At 54.7% G+C, this 17,875-nt stretch carries 16 protein-coding genes; all 16 read right to left on the bottom strand.

Translation table 11 applies throughout. The features are described from left to right. The 16 genes from rpmC to rpoB all read right to left on the bottom strand — a co-directional run bounded on the left by rpmC (position 1) and on the right by rpoB (position 17,736). Positions 1–192, bottom strand: coding sequence for a 50S ribosomal protein L29 (gene rpmC, locus AC1ME2_RS16420; protein ID WP_002555481.1), 192 nt, complete (start codon positions 190–192; stop codon positions 1–3). Beyond that, positions 192–605: a 50S ribosomal protein L16 gene (gene rplP, locus AC1ME2_RS16415; RefSeq protein ID WP_095080428.1), complete on the bottom strand. Its 414-nt coding sequence runs from the start codon at positions 603–605 to the stop codon at positions 192–194. The genes rpmC and rplP overlap by 1 nt, the downstream gene beginning before the upstream one ends. A 12-nt stretch (positions 606–617) precedes the next feature. Continuing rightward, positions 618–1,304 carry a 30S ribosomal protein S3 gene (rpsC, locus tag AC1ME2_RS16410; RefSeq protein ID WP_003176422.1) on the bottom strand — a complete coding sequence of 229 codons (687 nt, stop codon included), beginning with the start codon at positions 1,302–1,304 and terminating at the stop codon, positions 618–620. 13 nt (positions 1,305–1,317) lie between these two features. Then, positions 1,318–1,650 (bottom strand): 50S ribosomal protein L22, encoded by a 333-nt coding sequence (gene rplV / locus AC1ME2_RS16405; protein WP_002555485.1) that lies wholly within the window; start codon positions 1,648–1,650, stop codon positions 1,318–1,320. Positions 1,651–1,663: 13 nt separating this feature from the next. Further along, a complete protein-coding gene (rpsS, locus tag AC1ME2_RS16400) occupies positions 1,664–1,939 on the bottom strand; it encodes a 30S ribosomal protein S19 (RefSeq protein WP_002555486.1) in 276 nt (91 codons plus the stop codon). A 16-nt stretch (positions 1,940–1,955) separates the two neighbouring features. Further along, a complete protein-coding gene (rplB, locus tag AC1ME2_RS16395; protein ID WP_480435307.1) occupies positions 1,956–2,780 on the bottom strand; it encodes a 50S ribosomal protein L2 in 825 nt (274 codons plus the stop codon). Between the two features lie 14 nt (positions 2,781–2,794). After that, positions 2,795–3,094 carry a 50S ribosomal protein L23 gene (gene rplW, locus AC1ME2_RS16390; RefSeq protein ID WP_002555488.1) on the bottom strand — a complete coding sequence of 100 codons (300 nt, stop codon included), beginning with the start codon at positions 3,092–3,094 and terminating at the stop codon, positions 2,795–2,797. Then, on the bottom strand, positions 3,091–3,693 hold the full coding sequence (rplD, locus tag AC1ME2_RS16385; RefSeq protein ID WP_480435305.1) for a 50S ribosomal protein L4: 603 nt from the start codon (positions 3,691–3,693) through the stop codon (positions 3,091–3,093). The genes rplW and rplD overlap by 4 nt, the downstream gene beginning before the upstream one ends. Positions 3,694–3,706: 13 nt before the next feature. Beyond that, the gene (gene rplC / locus AC1ME2_RS16380; protein WP_480435303.1) at positions 3,707–4,342 is read right to left on the bottom strand and encodes a 50S ribosomal protein L3; all 636 of its coding nucleotides are present in this window, start codon (positions 4,340–4,342) and stop codon (positions 3,707–3,709) included. Positions 4,343–4,423: 81 nt separating this feature from the next. Next, positions 4,424–4,735, bottom strand: a complete 312-nt coding sequence (rpsJ, locus tag AC1ME2_RS16375; RefSeq protein WP_003186070.1) for a 30S ribosomal protein S10 — start codon at positions 4,733–4,735, stop codon at positions 4,424–4,426. A gap of 139 nt (positions 4,736–4,874) precedes the next feature. Beyond that, on the bottom strand, positions 4,875–6,068 hold the full coding sequence (gene tuf / locus AC1ME2_RS16370; protein ID WP_480435301.1) for an elongation factor Tu: 1,194 nt from the start codon (positions 6,066–6,068) through the stop codon (positions 4,875–4,877). A 32-nt stretch (positions 6,069–6,100) separates the two neighbouring features. Continuing rightward, positions 6,101–8,203: an elongation factor G gene (fusA, locus tag AC1ME2_RS16365; RefSeq protein ID WP_480435299.1), complete on the bottom strand. Its 2,103-nt coding sequence runs from the start codon at positions 8,201–8,203 to the stop codon at positions 6,101–6,103. A 30-nt stretch (positions 8,204–8,233) separates the two neighbouring features. Beyond that, positions 8,234–8,704 carry a 30S ribosomal protein S7 gene (gene rpsG, locus AC1ME2_RS16360; protein ID WP_003400433.1) on the bottom strand — a complete coding sequence of 157 codons (471 nt, stop codon included), beginning with the start codon at positions 8,702–8,704 and terminating at the stop codon, positions 8,234–8,236. A gap of 122 nt (positions 8,705–8,826) precedes the next feature. Next, positions 8,827–9,198, bottom strand: a complete 372-nt coding sequence (gene rpsL / locus AC1ME2_RS16355; RefSeq protein WP_002555494.1) for a 30S ribosomal protein S12 — start codon at positions 9,196–9,198, stop codon at positions 8,827–8,829. Positions 9,199–9,398: 200 nt separating this feature from the next. After that, positions 9,399–13,598, bottom strand: a complete 4,200-nt coding sequence (gene rpoC / locus AC1ME2_RS16350) for a DNA-directed RNA polymerase subunit beta' (protein WP_480435297.1) — start codon at positions 13,596–13,598, stop codon at positions 9,399–9,401. A 64-nt stretch (positions 13,599–13,662) separates the two neighbouring features. Next, positions 13,663–17,736: a DNA-directed RNA polymerase subunit beta gene (gene rpoB / locus AC1ME2_RS16345; RefSeq protein WP_480435295.1), complete on the bottom strand. Its 4,074-nt coding sequence runs from the start codon at positions 17,734–17,736 to the stop codon at positions 13,663–13,665. Positions 17,737–17,875: the final 139 nt, after the last annotated feature.

Raw genomic sequence — 17,875 nt, 5'->3', positions numbered from 1 at the left:
TCACTTACCTGCCTGCTGGTTAAGCACAGTCTTCACGCGAGCAATGTCACGTTTAACTTGCGAGAGCAGGTGAGACTGCCCCAACTGGCCAGTTGCTTTCTGCATACGCAGATTGAACTGGTCGCGCAGCAGGCCGAGCAATTGCTCGTTCAGCTGCTGTGCTGATTTTTCACGAAGTTCATTCGCTTTCATCACATCACCGTCCGTTTAACAAAGGAGGTGGCGAGTGGCAGCTTCGCAGCAGCCAGGGCGAAAGCCTCACGCGCCAGCTCTTCAGTAACACCCTCGATTTCATACAGGACTTTGCCTGGCTGAATCTGGGCAACCCAGTACTCCACGTTACCCTTACCTTTACCCATTCGAACTTCGAGTGGCTTTTTGGTGACAGGTTTGTCCGGGAATACACGGATCCAGATTTTGCCGCCACGTTTAACGTGACGGGTCAGTGCACGACGCGCTGACTCAATCTGACGAGCGGTGAGACGACCACGAGCAACAGACTTCAGCGCATATTCGCCGAAGCTGACTTTGCTACCGCGCTGTGCCAAGCCACGGTTGTGGCCTGTCATCTGCTTGCGGAACTTCGTACGCTTTGGTTGCAACATTTGGCGTACCCCTTACTTAGCAGCTTTTTTACGAGGCGCTGGTGCTTGTGGTTTTAGCTCTTCTTGGCGACCACCAATTACTTCGCCTTTGAAGATCCAAACCTTTACACCGATCACACCATAAGTGGTGTGAGCTTCGTAGTTGGCATAGTCGATGTCGGCACGCAGGGTGTGCAGTGGCACACGACCCTCGCGATACCATTCAGTACGTGCGATTTCAGCACCGCCGAGACGACCGCTCACTTGGATTTTGATGCCTTTGGCACCAATGCGCATGGCGTTCTGAACAGCGCGCTTCATAGCGCGACGGAACATTACGCGACGCTCCAGCTGCTGAGCTACGCTCTGCGCAACCAGCATACCGTCGAGCTCCGGCTTACGGATCTCTTCGATATTGATGTGCACAGGCACACCCATTTGCTTGGTCAGGTCCTGACGCAGTTTCTCAACATCTTCACCTTTCTTGCCGATCACGATGCCGGGACGAGCGGTGTGGATGGTGATACGTGCAGTCTGAGCCGGACGATGGATATCGATACGGCTTACGGACGCGCTTTTTAGTTTGTCTTGGAGATATTCACGCACCTTCAGATCAGCGAACAAATAGTCCGCATAAGTCCGACCGTCTGCGTACCAGACGGAGGTGTGCTCCTTGACGATTCCCAGGCGAATGCCAATGGGATGTACTTTCTGACCCATCTCTTCGACTCCGTTACTTGTCAGCAACCTTGACAGTGATATGGCAAGACCGCTTGACGATGCGATCAGCGCGGCCTTTGGCACGCGGCATGATTCGCTTCAGCGAACGCCCTTCGTTGACGAAAACGGTGGAGACCTTAAGGTCATCAACGTCTGCGCCTTCGTTATGCTCGGCGTTGGCTACGGCCGACTCCAGCACTTTCTTCAGGATCTCGGCGGCTTTCTTACTGCTGAAAGCCAACAGGTTGAGCGCTTCGCCCACCTTCTTCCCGCGGATCTGGTCGGCGACCAAGCGGGCTTTCTGGGCGGAGATTCGAGCGCCCGACAACTTAGCGGCTACTTCCATCGTTCCTTACCCCTTAACGCTTGGCTTTCTTGTCTGCCACGTGCCCACGATAAGTGCGGGTACCGGCAAACTCGCCTAGTTTATGGCCGACCATGTCTTCGTTCACAAGAACTGGGACATGTTGACGACCGTTATGCACAGCAATGGTCAAACCGACCATTTGTGGCAGGATCATTGAACGGCGCGACCAGGTCTTAACTGGTTTGCGATCGTTCTTTTCCGCCGCCACTTCGATCTTCTTCAGTAGGTGAAGATCAATAAAAGGACCTTTTTTCAGAGAACGTGGCACTGTCGTATCCCTCTATTTACTTGCGACGACGGACGATCATTTTATCGGTACGCTTATTACCACGAGTCTTCGCGCCCTTAGTCGGGAAGCCCCACGGCGATACCGGATGACGACCACCAGAGGTACGACCTTCACCACCACCATGTGGGTGGTCAACCGGGTTCATGGCAACACCACGAACGGTTGGGCGAACGCCACGCCAGCGTTTGGCACCAGCTTTACCCAGCGAACGCAGGCTGTGCTCGGAGTTCGAGACTTCGCCAAGCGTTGCACGGCATTCAGCCAGCACTTTACGCATCTCACCAGAGCGCAGACGCAGTGTCACGTAGACACCATCACGCGCGACCAGCTGAGCAGATGCACCAGCGGAACGAGCGATTTGCGCGCCTTTACCCGGCTTCAATTCGATGCCGTGTACGGTGCTACCAACTGGAATGTTACGCAGTTGAAGAGCGTTGCCCGGTTTGATCGGTGCCAAAGCACCTGCGATCAACTGGTCGCCAGCACTAACGCCTTTAGGGGCGATGATGTAGCGGCGCTCGCCGTCTGCGTACAGCAGCAGTGCGATGTGAGCAGTACGGTTTGGATCGTATTCGATACGCTCAACGGTGGCAGTGATGCCATCTTTGTCGTTACGACGGAAATCGACCAAACGATAATGCTGCTTATGACCACCACCGATGTGACGAGTGGTAATACGGCCATTGTTGTTACGACCACCGGTCTTCGATTTTTTCTCGAGCAGCGGTGCGTGAGGAGCGCCTTTATGCAGCTCCTGGTTGACCACCTTGACCACAAAACGGCGGCCAGGGGAAGTCGGTTTGCATTTAACGATTGCCATGATGCACCCCTTCCTTACTCAGCACTGCTGCTGAAATCGAGATCTTGGCCTGGTTGAAGGGAGATAACCGCCTTCTTCCAGTCATTACGCTTGCCCAGACCGCGAGCAGTGCGCTTGCTCTTACCCAGAACATTCAGGGTAGTAACACGCTCTACTTTCACGCTGAACAGGCTTTCGACGGCCTTCTTGATTTCCAGCTTGGTTGCATCGGTAGCAACCTTGAAAACGAACTGGCCTTTCTTGTCAGCCAGAACCGTAGCCTTCTCGGAAACGTGCGGGCCGAGTAGAACTTTAAATACGCGTTCCTGGTTCATCCCAGCAGCTCCTCGAATTTCTTCACGGCCGACACAGTGATCAACACTTTGTCGTATGCGATCAGACTAACTGGATCGGAACCCTGTACGTCACGAACATCAACGTGCGGCAGGTTACGAGCAGCCAGGTACAGGTTCTGATCAACAGCATCAGACACGATCAAGACATCAGTCAGACCCATGCCATTCAGCTTGTTCAGCAGGTCTTTGGTTTTTGGCGCTTCAACTACGAAGTCCTGAACCACGACCAGACGATCAGTACGTACCAGCTCAGCAAGGATGGAGCGCAATGCTGCGCGATACATCTTCTTGTTGAGTTTCTGGGAGTGATCCTGAGGACGAGCCGCGAAAGTGGTACCGCCGCCACGCCAGATTGGGCTACGGATAGTACCAGCACGAGCGCGACCAGTACCTTTCTGACGCCATGGGCGCTTACCGCCACCGGAAACGTCTGAACGGGTCTTCTGAGCCTTGCTACCTTGACGGCCGCCGGCCATGTAGGCCACGACTGCTTGGTGAACCAGCGTCTCGTTGAACTCGCCGCCGAACGTTAGTTCGGAAACTTCGATCGCTTGAGAATCATTTACATTTAATTGCATGTTCAGCTTCCCCTTAACCGCGAGCCTTGGCTGCCGGACGTACAACCAGGTTGCCGCCAGTAGCGCCAGGAACAGCACCCTTGACCAACAACAGATTGCGTTCAGCGTCCACGCGCACCACTTCCAGGGACTGCACGGTCACGCGCTCAGCGCCCATATGACCGGACATTTTTTTGCCCTTGAATACACGACCAGGAGTCTGGCACTGGCCGATTGAGCCTGGGACGCGGTGGGATACGGAGTTGCCGTGAGTATTGTCTTGGCCACGGAAATTGTGGCGTTTGATCGTACCCTGGAAACCTTTACCTTTGGACTGACCGGTCACATCGACCATCTGACCAGCGGTGAAGATTTCTGCATTGATTACGTCGCCAGCCTGGTAGTCGCCTTCTTCAAGACGGAACTCCCAAACACCGCGACCAGCAGCAACGTTCGCTTTTGCGAAGTGACCTGCTTGAGCAGCAGTCACACGCGAAGCACGACGCACACCGACAGTGACTTGCACTGCACGATAGCCATCGGTTTCTTCGGTTTTAAACTGGGTGACGCGATTCGGCTCGATCTCAATGACCGTAACCGGAATGGAGACACCTTCTTCGGTGAAAATACGGGTCATACCGCATTTACGACCGACTACACCAATAGTCATGTTGTAAACCTCATGAGTGTACGGGGCTTTCACCCGCTATGGCCGCCCATTTCAGAGCGTTACACGACTAAGACCCGAGTCTTAGCCGAGGCTGATCTGTACTTCCACACCGGCCGCAAGATCAAGCTTCATAAGTGCGTCAACGGTTTTATCCGTTGGCTGGACGATGTCCAGAACGCGCTTGTGAGTACGGATCTCATACTGGTCGCGCGCGTCTTTGTTGACGTGCGGAGAAACCAGAACAGTGAACCGTTCTTTACGGGTAGGAAGTGGAATCGGACCACGCACTTGTGCACCAGTACGTTTCGCGGTTTCCACGATTTCCTGGGTGGATTGGTCGATCAGGCGATGGTCAAAAGCCTTCAACCTGATACGGATTTGCTGATTTTGCATTGGATTTCAGACTCCCAGCTGCTATTCCCACCGGGCGCAATACGCCCGTTAAAAGGAGGCGCAATTCTATAGACGACCCAACCTAGTGTCAACCCAATAAAAAAGCCCCCGCAAGCGGAGGCCTTTTATCAATCAACGCTTACGCGATGATTTTGGCTACTACGCCAGCGCCGACGGTACGACCGCCTTCACGAATGGCGAAACGCAGACCTTCTTCCATCGCGATGGTTTTGATCAGGGTAACAGTCATTTGAATGTTATCACCTGGCATTACCATTTCAACGCCTTCTGGCAATTCGCAGTTACCGGTCACGTCAGTTGTACGGAAGTAGAACTGTGGACGGTAGCCTTTGAAGAACGGAGTATGACGGCCGCCTTCTTCTTTGCTCAGAACGTAAACTTCTGCGGTGAACGTAGTGTGCGGCTTAACCGAACCTGGCTTAACCAGAACCTGGCCACGCTCAACGTCTTCACGCTTGGTACCGCGCAACAGCACGCCGCAGTTCTCGCCAGCACGACCTTCGTCGAGCAGCTTACGGAACATTTCAACGCCGGTGCAGGTAGTGGTCACGGTATCACGCAGACCAACGATCTCGATCGTTTCCTGGATCTTGATGATGCCACGCTCAATACGACCAGTTACCACGGTGCCACGGCCAGAAATCGAGAACACGTCTTCGATTGGCATCAGGAACGGCTTGTCGATCGCGCGCACTGGGTCTGGAATGTAGCTGTCCAGAGTGTCGAGCAATTTACGAACCGAAGTGGTGCCCATTTCGTTATCGTCCAGACCTTCCAGCGCCATACGCGCGGAACCGATAATGATTGGAGTGTCGTCACCCGGGAAGTCGTAAGCGCTCAGCAGATCGCGCACTTCCATCTCAACCAGTTCCAGCAGCTCAGCGTCGTCTACCAGGTCAGCCTTGTTCAGGAAGACCACGATGTACGGAACGCCTACCTGACGGGACAACAGGATGTGCTCGCGAGTCTGAGGCATAGGACCATCAGCTGCCGAGCAAACCAGGATAGCGCCGTCCATCTGCGCAGCACCAGTGATCATGTTCTTCACATAGTCAGCGTGACCTGGGCAGTCAACGTGAGCGTAGTGACGAGCCTTGGTGTGATACTCAACGTGTGCAGTGTTGATGGTGATACCGCGAGCCTTTTCTTCCGGCGCGCTATCGATGCTGCCGAAATCAGCTGCTTTACCACCAAACGCTTCCGCAGCCACTCGAGTCAGAGCAGCAGTCAGCGTAGTTTTGCCATGGTCAACGTGACCAATGGTGCCAACGTTGACGTGCGGGAGGGTACGTTCAAATTTTTCTTTAGCCACGACAATTAACTCCTAGCCTAAAGGGGGCTGAATCAGCCTTGTTTTTTAGTGACAGCTTCGACGATATGCGACGGAGCTACATCGTATTTTTTGAATTCCATAGAGTAGCTCGCGCGACCCTGAGACATGGAACGGACGTCGGTCGCATAACCGAACATCTCACCCAACGGAACCTCGGCGCGAATCACTTTGCCGGAAACCGTATCTTCCATACCCAAGATCATGCCGCGACGACGATTCAAGTCGCCCATCACGTCACCCATATAGTCCTCAGGTGTAACAACCTCTACAGCCATGACCGGCTCAAGCAGCACACCACCACCTTTAGTGGCCAACTGCTTGGTCGCCATGGAGGCAGCCACCTTAAACGCCATCTCGTTGGAGTCGACGTCGTGGTAAGAACCATCGAACACGGTAGCCTTCAGGCCGATCAGCGGATAGCCGGCAACAACGCCGTTCTTCATCTGCTCTTCGATACCCTTCTGGATAGCCGGGATGAATTCCTTAGGAACCACACCACCGACTACTTCGTTCACGAATTGCAGACCTTCCTGACCTTCATCAGCAGGAGCAAAACGAATCCAGCAGTGGCCAAACTGACCACGGCCGCCGGACTGACGAACGAACTTGCCTTCGATCTCACAGGCTTTCGTGATTTTTTCACGATAAGAAACCTGAGGCTTACCGATGTTGGCTTCGACGTTGAACTCACGGCGCATCCGGTCTACCAGGATGTCCAGGTGCAACTCACCCATGCCAGAGATGATCGTTTGACCGGTCTCTTCATCAGTTTTGACGCGGAAAGATGGATCTTCCTGAGCAAGTTTGCCCAGAGCGATACCCATTTTTTCCTGGTCATCCTTGGTCTTTGGCTCAACGGCAACCGAAATAACGGGTTCCGGGAAGTCCATACGAACGAGGATGATCGGCTTGTCGCTCGAGCAAAGGGTGTCACCGGTGGTGACGTCCTTCATACCGATCAAGGCCGCGATGTCACCAGCGCGTACTTCCTTGATCTCTTCACGAGTGTTCGCATGCATTTGCACCATACGACCAACGCGCTCTTTCTTGCCCTTGACCGAGTTGATCACGCCGTCGCCGGAGCTCAACACGCCCGAATAAACGCGCACGAAAGTCAGAGTACCCACGAATGGGTCGGTAGCAATTTTGAAAGCCAGAGCCGAGAACGGTTCGTCGTCGTTTGCATGACGTTCCATCGCGACTTCTTCGTCATCCGGGTCAGAACCCTTGATGGCTGGAATGTCGGCTGGAGCCGGCAGGAAATCGATAACGGCGTCGAGAACCAAGGGAACACCCTTGTTCTTGAACGAAGAACCGCAGACAGCAAGAACGATCTCACCAGCGATAGTACGCTGACGCAGAGCAGACTTGATCTCTTCGATGGTGAGCTCTTCACCTTCGAGGTACTTGTTCATCAGCTCATCAGTAGCTTCGGCCGCAGCCTCTACCATGTTGCCGCGCCACTCTTCAGCCAACTCAAGCATGTCCGCCGGAATTGCTTCGCGGCGAGGAGCCATACCCTTGTCAGCGTCGTCCCAGTACACAGCTTCCATGTTGATCAGATCGATCTGACCCTGGAAGTTGTCTTCAGCGCCGATAGCGAGCTGAATAGGGACTGGAGTGTGACCCAGGCGCTTCTTGATCTGATCGATAACGCGCAGGAAGTTGGCACCCGCACGGTCCATCTTGTTTACGTAAACAAGACGCGGAACACCGTACTTGTTGGCTTGACGCCATACGGTTTCCGACTGAGGCTCAACACCCGACGTACCACAGAACACCACGACAGCACCGTCGAGCACACGCAGCGAACGCTCTACTTCAATAGTGAAGTCAACGTGGCCAGGGGTATCGATGATGTTGAAGCGATATTTGTCGAATTGCTTGTCAGAGCCCGACCAGAAGGCCGTGGTCGCAGCGGAGGTGATAGTGATACCACGCTCCTGCTCCTGCACCATCCAGTCCATGGTCGCGGCGCCATCATGCACCTCGCCCATTTTGTGGTTTACGCCGGTGTAAAAAAGGACGCGCTCAGTGGTGGTGGTTTTACCAGCATCCACGTGAGCTACGATACCAATGTTACGGTAGCGGTTAATCGGAGTAGTACGAGCCATAAAGCCCTCGCAAAATTAGTGACGCTGAAATTAGAAGCGGTAGTGCGAGAAAGCCTTGTTGGCTTCAGCCATACGGTGCACGTCTTCACGTTTCTTAACAGCAGCACCTTTACCTTCAGCAGCGTCCATCAATTCGCCAGCCAAACGCAGAGCCATAGACTTTTCGCCACGCTTGCGCGCGAAGTCTACCAACCAGCGCATTGCCAGGGCGTTACGGCGGGACGGACGAACTTCGACCGGAACCTGGTAAGTAGCACCGCCTACACGGCGCGACTTCACTTCGACCAGCGGAGCGATGGCGTCGAGAGCTTTCTCGAAGATTTCCAGGGGGTCGCTGTTCTTGCGTTCTTTAACCTTTTCCAGCGCGCCATAAACGATACGCTCGGCAACGGCTTTCTTGCCGCTTTCCATCACGTGGTTCATGAACTTGGCCAGAATCTGGCTGCCGTATTTTGGATCGTCAAGCACATCGCGCTTGGCTGCTACGCGTCTTCTTGGCATGGATAAGCCCTCAAACGGTCTTCAGGTTAGCTCGGGACCACAGCGCTCTTGCGAGGTGCGCCCGACCTTACTCTTATCGACTCAGAAAATTAGAAATCTGCATTTTTACAAGGAGCCAAATACTACTTAGGCTTCTTGGTACCGTATTTCGAACGACCTTGGTTACGACCTTTGACGCCGGAAGTATCCAGGGAGCCGCGAACGGTGTGGTAACGAACACCTGGCAAGTCTTTTACACGACCGCCGCGGATCAGTACCACGCTGTGCTCTTGCAGGTTGTGACCTTCACCACCGATGTACGAGGAAACCTCGAAACCGTTGGTCAGGCGCACACGGCATACTTTACGCAGTGCCGAGTTAGGTTTTTTCGGCGTAGTTGTGTACACACGAGTGCATACGCCACGACGTTGCGGGCAGTTCTGCAGCGCAGGTACGTCGGATTTCTCGACGATACGCTTACGCGGCTGACGTACCAGCTGGTTGATAGTTGCCATCTACTAGCTCCACTGTTGTCTTGCGACGCTATTGTCTTACAAGAAAAGCAAAATGGCAGGACACAAGTCCCGCCAAATTTAGGGGTACAAGAGTCTAAAGAGGATCCTGTCCCCAGTCAAGACAAAGCCCCAACCTCCCCGACCATGAAGACAGCAGCATGCGCTGCTGTCTTTTGGCCGGGAGGGCCAGGGCTTCAATCTTAATTACCGCTTGAGTTCAACGCTTCGGTCAGTGCAGCTTCCACTTCACTGGCGCTAACACGCAACGGTTTGTCTGCTTCACGGCGACGTTTGCGCTCGCTGTGATAAGCCAAACCGGTACCGGCCGGGATCAAACGACCCACGACCACGTTTTCTTTCAGGCCGCGCAAGTAATCGCGCTTGCCGGTCACGGCCGCTTCGGTCAGTACCCGCGTTGTCTCCTGGAAGGAGGCTGCGGAGATGAACGACTCGGTGGACAACGATGCTTTGGTGATACCCAGCAACACACGAGTGAACTTGGAAACGAATTTCTCGTCCGCGCTCAGGCGCTCGTTCTCGACCAATACGTGCGTCAGCTCCATCTGGTCGCCCTTGATGAAGGTCGAATCGCCAGACTCGGCGATCTCAACTTTACGCAGCATCTGACGAAGAATCGTTTCGATGTGCTTATCGTTGATCTTCACGCCTTGCAGACGATAAACGTCCTGGATCTCGTTGACGATGTACTTGGCCAGCGCACTCACACCCAGCAGACGCAGGATGTCGTGTGGATCGCTCGGACCGTCGGAGATAACTTCACCGCGGTTCACTTGTTCGCCTTCGAAGACGTTCAGGTGACGCCACTTTGGAATCAGCTCTTCGTACAGGTCGCTGCCATCGTTCGGGGTAATGACCAGACGGCGCTTGCCCTTGGTCTCTTTACCGAACGCGATGGTGCCGCTGACTTCAGCCAGAATGGAGGCTTCTTTCGGACGACGTGCCTCGAACAAGTCGGCAACACGCGGCAGACCACCGGTGATGTCACGGGTTTTCGAAGTCTCTTGCGGGATACGGGCGATAACATCACCGATCGCAACCTGCACGCCATCCGCAACACCGACCAAGGCGTTAGCTGGCAGGAAGTATTGAGCAGGTACGTCTGTACCTGGCAGCAACAGATCCTTGCCATCCACACCCACCATCTTAACGGCAGGACGGATATCTTTACCGGCTGCAGGACGGTCTTTGGCATCGAGTACTTCGATGTTGGTCATACCGGTCAATTCGTCTGTCTGACGCTTGATCGTGATGCCTTCTTCCATGCCCACGTAGGTCACGGTACCTTTCATCTCGGTGACGATTGGGTGAGTGTGCGGATCCCACTTGGCCACGATTGCGCCAGCGTCGACCTTGTCGCCTTCCTTCACCGAAATCACAGCACCGTACGGCAGCTTGTAACGCTCGCGCTCACGACCGTAGTCATCAGCGATAGCCAGCTCACCGGAACGAGACACTGCCACCAGGCAACCGTCGACTCGCTCAACGTGTTTCAGGTTATGCAGGCGGACAGTACCGCCATTCTTCACCTGAACGCTATCTGCAGCGGAGGTCCGGCTTGCCGCACCACCGATGTGGAACGTACGCATGGTCAGCTGAGTACCCGGTTCACCGATCGACTGAGCAGCGATTACGCCGACAGCTTCACCGATATTCACCTGATGCCCACGAGCCAGATCGCGACCGTAGCACTTGGCGCAGATACCGAAACGGGTTTCGCAACTGATCGGCGAACGCACGATCACTTCGTCGATGCTGTTCAGCTCGATGAACTCAACCCACTTCTCGTCAACGAGGGTGCCCGCAGGAACGATGACATCATCGGTACCCGGCTTGAACACGTCACGGGCGATAACTCGACCCAACACGCGCTCACCCAACGGCTCAACAACGTCGCCGCCTTCAATGTGCGGCGTCATCAGCAGACCGTGCTCGGTACCGCAGTCAACTTCTGTAACCACCAGATCCTGAGCCACGTCTACCAGACGACGAGTCAGATAACCGGAGTTCGCAGTTTTCAACGCGGTATCCGCCAAACCTTTACGAGCACCGTGAGTGGAGATGAAGTACTGAAGTACGCTCAAACCTTCACGGAAGTTCGCAGTGATCGGCGTTTCGATGATCGAGCCATCCGGCTTGGCCATCAAACCACGCATACCCGCCAGCTGACGAATCTGTGCAGCGGAACCCCGTGCGCCGGAGTCAGCCATCATGTACATCGAGTTGAAGGATTCCTGATCAACTTCGACGCCGTGACGGTCAATGACTCTCTCTTTCGAGAGGTTCGACATCATCGCCTTGGAGACTTCGTCGTTGGCCTTGGACCAAAGGTCGATCACCTTGTTGTACTTCTCGCCCTGGGTTACCAGGCCTGAGGCGTACTGACTTTCGATCTCTTTAACTTCTTCGGTAGCAGCGTCGATGATGCGAGCTTTTTCATCAGGGATAACGAAGTCGTTAACGCCAATGGAAACACCCGAAATAGTCGAGTAGGCAAAACCGGTGTACATCAATTGGTCAGCGAAAATAACGGTCTCTTTCAAACCAACCACGCGGTAGCACTGGTTGATCAGCTTGGAGATCGCCTTTTTCTTCATCGGCTGGTTGACCACGTCGTACGACAGGCCGGCCGGAACCACCTGGAACAACAGCGCACGGCCGACAGTAGTGTCGACGATACGGGTGTTCTTGACGCTGCCACCATCACGATCATTGACCGTTTCGTGGATGCGGACTTTGACTTTGGCATGCAGCGCGGCTTCGCCAGCGCGGAATACGCGGTCAACTTCCTGCAGATCCGCGAACACACGACCTTCGCCCTTGGCGTTGATCGCTTCACGCGTCATGTAGTACAGACCCAATACAACGTCCTGCGACGGAACGATGATTGGCTCACCGTTGGCTGGCGACAGAATGTTGTTGGTCGACATCATCAACGCACGCGCTTCGAGCTGGGCTTCCAGTGTCAGCGGTACGTGAACGGCCATTTGGTCGCCGTCGAAGTCGGCGTTGTACGCGGCACAGACCAACGGGTGAAGCTGAATGGCTTTACCTTCGATCAGAACCGGTTCAAACGCCTGGATACCCAGACGGTGAAGGGTCGGTGCACGGTTGAGGAGGACCGGGTGTTCGCGAATCACTTCAGCGAGAACGTCCCAAACCTCTGGCAGCTCGCGCTCAACCATTTTCTTGGCGGCTTTGATGGTGGTGGCGAGGCCACGCATTTCCAACTTGCCGAAAATGAACGGTTTGAACAGCTCGAGAGCCATTTTCTTCGGCAGACCGCACTGGTGCAGGCGCAAGGCCGGACCTACGGTAATTACCGAACGACCGGAGTAGTCAACACGCTTACCGAGCAAGTTCTGACGGAAACGACCCTGTTTACCCTTGATCATGTCAGCCAAGGATTTCAGAGGACGTTTGTTCGAACCCGTGATAGCACGGCCACGACGGCCGTTGTCGAGCAAGGCATCGACCGCTTCCTGCAACATACGTTTTTCGTTGCGCACGATGATGTCCGGAGCGGACAGATCAAGCAGACGCTTCAAACGGTTGTTACGGTTGATCACTCGACGATACAGATCGTTGAGGTCGGACGTTGCGAAACGACCACCATCAAGCGGAACCAATGGACGCAGATCTGGCGGCAGAACCGGCAGAACGGTCAGCACCATCCACTCAGGAAGGTTGCCGGAACCCTGGAAGGCTTCCATCAACTTCAAGCGCTTGGACAGTTTCTTGATTTTGGTTTCGGAGTTGGTTTGCGGAATTTCTTCGCGCAGACGGCCAATCTCGTGTTCCAGGTCGATTGCGTGCAGCAGTTCGCGGACAGCTTCAGCACCCATGCGGGCGTCGAAGTCATCACCGAATTCTTCGAGCGCTTCAAAGTACTGCTCGTCGTTGAGCAACTGACCCTTTTCAAGGGTGGTCATGCCTGGATCGATAACGACATAGCTCTCGAAGTAGAGAACGCGTTCGATATCACGCAGGGTCATGTCCATCAGCAAGCCGATACGGGACGGCAGGGACTTCAGGAACCAGATGTGGGCAACTGGCGAGGCCAGTTCGATGTGAGCCATACGCTCGCGACGAACTTTTGCCAGCGCGACTTCTACGCCGCACTTCTCGCAGATCACACCACGATGCTTCAGGCGCTTGTACTTACCGCACAGGCACTCGTAATCCTTTACCGGGCCAAAGATCTTGGCGCAGAACAGGCCATCACGCTCAGGCTTGAACGTACGGTAGTTGATGGTTTCCGGTTTTTTAACTTCACCGAACGACCACGAACGGATCATCTCAGGCGATGCCAATCCAATACGGATGGCGTCGAACTCTTCGACTTGACCCTGGTTTTTCAGCAAATTCAATAGGTCTTTCAAGGCCTTTCCTCCTGGCGGAGCAGGGAGCAGGCAATACAGCCCTGCCCCCAATTCGCGTCACGTGTTATTCGGTTTCCAGATCGATGTCGATACCGAGCGAACGAATTTCTTTGATCAACACGTTGAAGGACTCGGGCATGCCCGGCTCCATACGGTGATCGCCGTCCACGATGTTTTTGTACATCTTGGTCCGACCGTTCACATCGTCCGACTTCACTGTGAGCATTTCTTGCAGAGTGTAAGCCGCGCCGTATGCTTCCAGCGCCCACACTTCCATCTCCCCGAAACGCTGACCACCGAACTGAGCCTTACCACCCAGCGGCTGCTGGGTAACCAGGCTGTAAGAACCAGTGGAACGCGCGTGCATCTTGTCGTCCACCAAGTGGTTCAGCTTCAGCATGTACATGTAGCCAACTGTTACCGGGCGCTCGAATTTGTTGCCGGTACGACCGTCGAACAGCTGCATCTGGCCGCTTTCTGGCATATCAGCCAGTTTAAGCATGGCCTTGATTTCGCTTTCCTTGGCACCGTCGAACACCGGAGTGGCCATCGGCACGCCGCCGCGAAGGTTCTTCGCGAGATCCAGGATTTCCTGGTCGGTGAAGTCTTCCAGATTTTCCTGGCGACCACCGATTTCGTTGTAGATCTCGTTGAGGAACTTGCGCAAGTCTGCGACTTTACGCTGCTCTTCAAGCATGCGATTGATCTTCTCACCCAAGCCCTTGGCCGCGAGACCGAGGTGGGTTTCAAGGATCTGACCAACGTTCATCCGCGAAGGTACGCCCAACGGGTTGAGGACGATATCAACCGGTGTGCCATTGGCATCGTGCGGCATGTCTTCAACTGGCATGATCACCGAGACCACACCCTTGTTACCGTGACGACCGGCCATCTTGTCGCCCGGCTGAATGCGGCGACGGATTGCCAGGTAAACCTTGACGATTTTCAGAACGCCAGGTGCCAGGTCATCGCCCTGCTGCAGCTTGCGTTTCTTGTCTTCGAACTTGTCGTCCAGAAGACGGCGACGATCAACGATATAAGCCTGAGCTTTCTCGAGCTGCTCGTTCAGAGCATCTTCAACCATGCGCAGTTTGAACCACTGACCATGTTCAAGACCGTCGAGAATTTCGTCGGTGATGTCCTGACCTTTCTTCAGACCTGCGCCGCCTTCAGCCGTACGGCCTACCAACGCGGAACGCAGACGTTCGAACGTAGCGCCTTCGACGATACGGAACTCTTCGTTCAAGTCCTTACGGATTTCGTCGAGCTGGATCTTCTCGATGGACAGTGCACGAGCATCACGCTCAACGCCGTCGCGAGTGAAGACCTGAACGTCGATGACAGTGCCCTTGGTACCGGTAGGTACGCGCAGAGAAGTGTCCTTAACGTCGCTCGCTTTCTCACCGAAGATCGCACGCAACAGTTTTTCTTCTGGCGTCAGCTGGGTCTCGCCTTTCGGAGTGACCTTACCGACCAGAATGTCGCCAGCGCCGACTTCAGCACCCACATAAACGATACCGGCTTCATCAAGCTTGTTCAGTGCAGCTTCACCCACGTTCGGGATGTCTGCAGTGATTTCCTCAGGCCCAAGCTTGGTATCACGAGCCACACAGGTCAGTTCCTGAATGTGGATCGTGGTGAAACGGTCTTCTTGAACAACACGCTCCGAAAGGAGGATGGAGTCTTCGAAGTTGTAGCCGTTCCATGCCATGAATGCGATGCGCATGTTCTGACCCAACGCCAGCTCACCCATATCGGTGGACGGACCGTCAGCCATGATGTCGCTACGCTCAACCCGATCACCCTTGCTCACCAGCGGACGCTGGTTGATGCAGGTGTTCTGGTTGGAGCGGGTGTATTTGGTCAGGTTGTAGATGTCTACACCGGCTTCACCGGTTTCAACTTCATCATCAGCAACACGAACCACGATACGGCTGGCATCGACCGAGTCAATCACGCCGCCACGACGAGCCACGACGCAAACGCCGGAGTCACGGGCAACGTTACGCTCCATCCCGGTGCCGACCAGCGGCTTGTCGGAACGCAGGGTCGGTACCGCCTGACGCTGCATGTTCGAACCCATCAACGCACGGTTGGCGTCGTCGTGCTCGAGGAACGGGATCAGCGAGGCCGCGACCGAAACTACCTGTTTCGGCGAAACGTCCATCAGCGTCACGTCTTCAGGCGCCTTGACGGTGAATTCGTTGAGGTGACGTACCGCAACCAATTCGTCGATCAGGTGACCGGTGTCGTTCATCGTGGCCGAAGCCTGAGCGATAACGTGATCCGCTTCTTCGATAGCCGAGAGGAACACGATCTCGTTAGTCACCAGCGCGTCTTTAACCACACGGTACGGGCTTTCGAGGAAGCCGTACTGGTTGGTACGCGCATAGGCGGCCAAGGAGTTGATCAGACCGATGTTCGGACCTTCTGGCGTTTCAATCGGGCATACACGACCATAGTGAGTCGGGTGTACGTCACGAACTTCGAAGCCGGCACGCTCACGCGTCAAACCACCAGGGCCGAGTGCAGAGACACGACGTTTGTGGGTGATTTCGGACAACGGGTTGTTCTGGTCCATGAACTGCGAAAGCTGGCTGGAACCAAAGAACTCTTTAACCGCTGCCGCGACTGGCTTGGCATTGATCAGGTCTTGAGGCATCAGACCTTCGCTTTCTGCCATCGACAGACGCTCTTTGACCGCACGCTCTACACGTACCAGGCCAACACGGAACTGGTTTTCGGCCATTTCGCCAACACAACGAACACGACGGTTACCCAAGTGGTCGATGTCGTCGACGATGCCTTTGCCGTTACGGATATCGACCAGCGTCTTCAAGACGGCGACGATATCTTCTTTGCACAACACGCCCGAACCTTCGATCTCGGTACGACCGATACGACGGTTGAACTTCATCCGGCCGACCGCAGACAGGTCATAACGCTCAGGGCTGAAGAACAGGTTGTTGAACAGCGTTTCGGCTGCATCTTTGGTCGGTGGCTCACCAGGACGCATCATGCGATAGATCTCGACCAGCGCTTCCAATTGGTTGCTGGTGGAGTCGATCTTCAGCGTGTCAGAGACAAACGGACCGCAATCGATGTCGTTGGTGTACAACGTTTCGATACGGACAACCTGAGCCTTGGCGATTTTTGCCAGAATCTCGGTGTTCAGCTCTGTATTGCATTCGGCAATGATTTCGCCGGTCGCTGGATGCACGATGATCTTGGCGGTAGTGCGACCCAGGACATAGTCCAGAGGCACTTCCAGCTCTTTGATCCCGGCTTTTTCCATCTGGTTTACATGGCGAGCGGTAATCCGACGGCCTTGCTCGACAATGACCTTGCCTTTGTCGTCAAGAATATCAATAGCCGCAATTTCACCACGAAGACGCTGAGGAATCAGCTCCAGATTCAGGTTTTCACCCTGCACGTGGAAAATGTTGGTGGTATAGAACGCATCGAGCACTTGTTCAGTCGTGTAGCCGAGTGCGCGCAACAATACGGACGCAGGCAGCTTGCGACGACGGTCGATACGAACGAACACGCAGTCTTTCGGGTCGAACTCGAAGTCCAACCATGAGCCGCGGTAAGGAATGATACGCGCGGAATAAAGCAGCTTACCGGAGCTGTGCGTCTTGCCGCGGTCGTGGTCGAAGAACACGCCCGGGGAACGGTGCAACTGGGAAACGATTACGCGCTCGGTACCGTTGATTACGAAGGTACCGTTCTCAGTCATCAGGGGGATTTCACCCATGTAGACTTCTTGCTCTTTGATGTCCTTGATCGCTTTGTTCGACGATTCTTTGTCGAAAATGATCAAACGGACCTTGACCCGCAAAGGCACAGCGTAAGTCACACCGCGCAGCACGCACTCTTTGACATCAAATGCCGGTTCGCCCAAGCGATAACCCACATACTCCAGCGCAGCATTGCCGGAGTAGCTGATGATCGGGAAAACGGATTTGAAGGCTGCATGCAGACCGACGTCGCGGAACTGATCTTTGGTCGCTCCCGCTTGCAGGAATTCGCGATACGAATCCAGCTGGATGGCCAAGAGATATGGCACATCCATTACGTCCGGCAACTTGCTAAAGTCCTTGCGGATACGTTTTTTCTCAGTATATGAGTAAGCCATCAGCGTTCCCCAGCTTGGTCACCTGCTTGTTTGGCTCCTCCCGACGGGAGCAGCCAGAAAATCGTGCAAACCCCTTGGTTTGCACCACCCGCATCGGGTGGCTCTTACACGTTACAGATGCTGACCAGGCCAGCCATCT

Source organism: Pseudomonas sp. ASL9, from assembly GCF_056680335.1.
Note: the sequence above shows the minus strand (reverse complement) of the source record. Positions and strands in the feature narration are given on the sequence as shown.

Excerpts from the sequence above, each read along its gene's own strand:
- rpsC (WP_003176422.1), bottom strand. The coding sequence starts at position 1,304 with ATGGGTCAGAAAGTACATCCCATTGGCATTCGCCTGGGAATCGTCAAG.
- rplW (WP_002555488.1), bottom strand. The coding sequence starts at position 3,094 with ATGAACCAGGAACGCGTATTTAAAGTTCTACTCGGCCCGCACGTTTCC.
- rpsG (WP_003400433.1), bottom strand. The coding sequence starts at position 8,704 with ATGCCAAGAAGACGCGTAGCAGCCAAGCGCGATGTGCTTGACGATCCA.
- rpoB (WP_480435295.1), bottom strand. The coding sequence starts at position 17,736 with ATGGCTTACTCATATACTGAGAAAAAACGTATCCGCAAGGACTTTAGC.
- fusA (WP_480435299.1), bottom strand. The coding sequence starts at position 8,203 with ATGGCTCGTACTACTCCGATTAACCGCTACCGTAACATTGGTATCGTA.
- rplC (WP_480435303.1), bottom strand. The coding sequence starts at position 4,342 with ATGACTATTGGTGTAGTCGGTCGTAAATGCGGTATGACCCGTATTTTC.
- rpsL (WP_002555494.1), bottom strand. The coding sequence starts at position 9,198 with ATGGCAACTATCAACCAGCTGGTACGTCAGCCGCGTAAGCGTATCGTC.
- rplV (WP_002555485.1), bottom strand. The coding sequence starts at position 1,650 with ATGGAAGTAGCCGCTAAGTTGTCGGGCGCTCGAATCTCCGCCCAGAAA.
- rpmC (WP_002555481.1), bottom strand. The coding sequence starts at position 192 with ATGAAAGCGAATGAACTTCGTGAAAAATCAGCACAGCAGCTGAACGAG.
- rplB (WP_480435307.1), bottom strand. The coding sequence starts at position 2,780 with ATGGCAATCGTTAAATGCAAACCGACTTCCCCTGGCCGCCGTTTTGTG.
- rplP (WP_095080428.1), bottom strand. The coding sequence starts at position 605 with ATGTTGCAACCAAAGCGTACGAAGTTCCGCAAGCAGATGACAGGCCAC.
- rpsJ (WP_003186070.1), bottom strand. The coding sequence starts at position 4,735 with ATGCAAAATCAGCAAATCCGTATCAGGTTGAAGGCTTTTGACCATCGC.
- rplD (WP_480435305.1), bottom strand. The coding sequence starts at position 3,693 with ATGCAATTAAATGTAAATGATTCTCAAGCGATCGAAGTTTCCGAACTA.